Origin of the sequence: Acidisphaera rubrifaciens HS-AP3 (assembly GCF_000964365.1) — a bacterium.
Classification (GTDB): Bacteria; Pseudomonadota; Alphaproteobacteria; order Acetobacterales; family Acetobacteraceae; genus Acidisphaera; species Acidisphaera rubrifaciens.
This window is the reverse complement of record NZ_BANB01000548.1, coordinates 1-3,040: the sequence shown is the minus strand read 5'-3', so window position 1 is coordinate 3,040 and position 3,040 is coordinate 1. Positions and strand designations below refer to the sequence as shown.

General features: G+C 69.9%; 3 protein-coding genes and 1 tRNA gene. 1 reads left to right on the top strand and 3 read right to left on the bottom strand.

Annotation, left to right across the window (positions count from 1 at the left end):
- Positions 1-79 precede the first annotated feature (79 nt).
- The 3 genes from clpP to B8460_RS14435 all read right to left on the bottom strand — a co-directional run bounded on the left by clpP (position 80) and on the right by B8460_RS14435 (position 2,409).
- Positions 80-724, bottom strand: coding sequence for an ATP-dependent Clp endopeptidase proteolytic subunit ClpP (gene clpP / locus B8460_RS14445; protein ID WP_048862316.1), 645 nt, complete (start codon positions 722-724; stop codon positions 80-82).
- Between the two features lie 82 nt (positions 725-806).
- Positions 807-2,213 (bottom strand): trigger factor, encoded by a 1,407-nt coding sequence (gene tig / locus B8460_RS14440; RefSeq protein ID WP_048862315.1) that lies wholly within the window; start codon positions 2,211-2,213, stop codon positions 807-809.
- A gap of 111 nt (positions 2,214-2,324) precedes the next feature.
- Positions 2,325-2,409: transfer RNA gene (locus B8460_RS14435), tRNA-Leu, on the bottom strand.
- Between the two features lie 325 nt (positions 2,410-2,734).
- On the opposite strand from B8460_RS14435, the gene B8460_RS14430 reads away from it, so the two are divergent.
- On the top strand, positions 2,735-3,040 hold a 306-nt coding region (locus B8460_RS14430), incomplete at its 3' end, for a helix-turn-helix domain-containing protein (RefSeq protein ID WP_158322864.1).

Here is a 3,040-nt window from a genome sequence, read left to right as displayed (position 1 = left end):
GCCCCCGGACGCCCGCCCGGCGGCGGCCGTCCGCAGGATGTGCCCTGCAAGCGGCGCGCCGCCGGGCGGTGCCGGATGGTCAGGTCTTGGGGGTCTCATCCTCGGACACGGGACGGCGGTCCACGACCTCGTCCACGATACCGAACTCGCGGGCTTCCTCGGCCGACATATAGGAGTCGCGCTCCAGCTTCCGCTCGATCGCCTCGAGCGGCTGCCCCGTGTGGCGGACATAGATCTCGTTCAGCCGCTTGCGCAGCGTGAGGATCTCGCGGGCCTGGATTTCGATGTCGGTGGCCTGCCCCTGCGCCCCGCCCGACGGCTGATGGACCATGACGCGGGCATTCGGCAGGGCATAGCGCTTGCCGCGGGCGCCGGACGCCAGCAGCAGGCTGCCCATCGACGCCGCCTGACCGATGCAGACGGTGCTGACGGGGCTGCGGATGTATTGCATCGTGTCATAGATCGCCAGCCCGGAAGAGACGACCCCGCCCGGGCTGTTGATGTAGAAGGCGATGTCCTTGGTCGGGTTCTCGCTTTCGAGGAACAGGAGCTGGGCACAGATGAGCGCGCTGACCTGATCGTAGACCTGACCGGTGAGGAAGATGATCCGTTCCTTCAGCAGGCGGGAATAGATGTCGTACGACCGTTCCCCGCGCGCCGTCTGCTCCACGACGATCGGCACCAGCGAACTGGAATACACCTCGATCGGATCACGTTCGCTCATCGCCCAGCTTCCTTGCGTCGACACTTGTCACAATAAGGTGCGCCCGCGCGCCTTGCCCACCGGCTGTCCGTCCGGGGCACCGTCAGGCGGCGGGGGCGTCGCCCTCGCCGGCCGCCGGCGCCGGGGCGGCGGCCGCTGCCGTCTCTGCCCCTTCGTCGTCGGAGCGCGCCAGCTCTTCGGGCGTCACCGTCCGGTCGGTGACGTCGGCGAGCTCCAGCACGTAATCGACCACCTTGTCCTCGTAGATAGGGCCGCGCAGCGACTCCACGGCCTGCGGATTGCTGCGGAAGAACTCCATCACCTTGGTCTCCTGCCCCGGATAGCGCCCGGCCTCGGCCCGCATGGCGCGGAGCAGTTCCTCCTGCTGCACGGTCACGCCGCTGCTGCGGCCGATCTCGGCCAGCAGCAGGCCGAGGCGCACCCGCCGGTCGGCGATCGCGCGATATTCGGCGCGCAGCGTCTCGTCGTCCTTGCCCGCGTCCTCCGAGTCGCCCTGCCCCGACGCGCGTTCGGCCGAGATGCGGCCCCAGATCTGGGCGAACTCGGCCTCGACGAGACCTTCTGGCGCCGTGAAGTCCGCCCGCTCGGCCAGCGCGTCGAGCAGGGCGCGCTTCACCTTCAAGCGCGCAAGCTGGTCGTATTCCCGCTGGATCTGCTGCGCGATCAGGCCGCGCACCTCGGCGAAGCTTTCGAAGCCCAGCTTCTCGGCGAACGACTCGTCGACCGCCGGGACCACGCCGCGCCGCAGCCGGCGGGCCGTCACGGCAAAGCTGGCCGGCTTTCCCGCCAGGGTCGCCTCGCCGTAATCCTCGGGGAAGGTCACGTTGAGGGTGCGGCTTTCCTCCGGCCGGATGCCGACGAGCTGTTCGGCGAAGCCCGGGATGAACCCGCTGCCGCCGATTTCGACGTCGAGACCGGTGCCGGTGCCGCCGGGGAAGGCCACGTCATCGACCTTGCCCTCGTAATCGATGGTGACGACGTCGCCCTCGGCCGCCCCGCGATCCTCGGTGACGTCCTCGAGCGTGCGCTGGCGGCGGGCCAGTTCCTGCAGCGCCCGGTCGATCGCCTCGTCGCCCGCCTCGGCCTTCAGACGCGTCAGGCTGATCGACTTGAGATCGGGCACGGTGATGTCGGGCAGCACCTCCATCTCGACCTTGAACTCGAGATCAGCCGCCGCCGCCGCGTCCGCCGCCGTCTCGGAGCTGACGAGGTCCACCTTGGGCTGCAGCGCCGGACGGAGATTGCGCTCCGTCATCATCTGCTGGGTGGCCTCGCTGACGCTCTGTTCCAGCACCTCCGCGGCCACGGCGCTGCCGTAGCGCTGGCGCACCAGGGTCGGCGGCACCTTGCCGGGACGGAATCCGGGAATGCGCAGCGTCTTGCGCAGGTCATCGAGACGCGCGGCCCGCCTGCTTTCGATCTCGGCGGCGGGCACGACGACGGTGTAAGCGCGCTTCAGTCCCTCGGACTGGGTTTCGGTCACCTGCATAGGCCTGGTCCTCTCCTCGCGACGGCATGGGCATGGTCCGGGCCTGCCGTCGCGGGCCCCGGCGTCTCGTCTGGCGTGATCACGTGCGGTGCAGGCGCACGGCCGGGGGCCTGGTGCGGGCGGAGGGACTTGAACCCCCACGGCTTGCGCCACCAGAACCTAAATCTGGCGTGTCTGCCAGTTCCACCACGCCCGCGCGCGGGCGGCCCACGTCACGCCCCGCGTCCGGGACACGCCATATCCCGGACGGCCGGCGCCATTACCAAGGCCGCGCGGGGCGAACAAGGGCACAGGCCGCCCGGCAGCACTGCCCCCGCCGGCCGGACGCCGATCCGTGACCCTTCCCGGTGGCTGCGACGTTCGCATACCGGATACGCTCGCCCTAACGAGTTGCGCGACGGCTTTTCCTTTGACCGTCACGATTTCGTGTGTGAAGTCTCACATTATCGTCATCATGCAAAGGGCGCCTGCATAGCCATGCCGGTACGACGCGTTAAGGTTGCGATGGATCGGACAGCATGATGTCGACTGCCCTCTCCCTTCACGGCGCCGAACCCCCGCCGGATACGGCCGACCAGAGCTGGACCGAGGACGCGCGCGGCGACGGCGCGGGCCGCGCCTATAATATCGCGGCGGTCGACCGCGCGCTCGATCTGCTCGAAGCCCTGGCCCGCATCGGTCCGGCCTCCCTCGCCGCCGTCGCCGAGGAGGCCGGGTGCACGCGCACCGCCGGGTTCCGGCTGCTCCGGACGCTGCAGGCGCGCGGCTTCGCGATCCAGGACCGCGCCCGCGGCCTGTGGCGGCTCGGCGCGCGCTGGTCGATGCTG

Coding starts and splice junctions, on each gene's coding strand:
- clpP (WP_048862316.1), bottom strand. CDS start 724: ATGAGCGAACGTGATCCGATCGAGGTGTATTCCAGTTCGCTGGTGCCG.
- tig (WP_048862315.1), bottom strand. CDS start 2,213: ATGCAGGTGACCGAAACCCAGTCCGAGGGACTGAAGCGCGCTTACACC.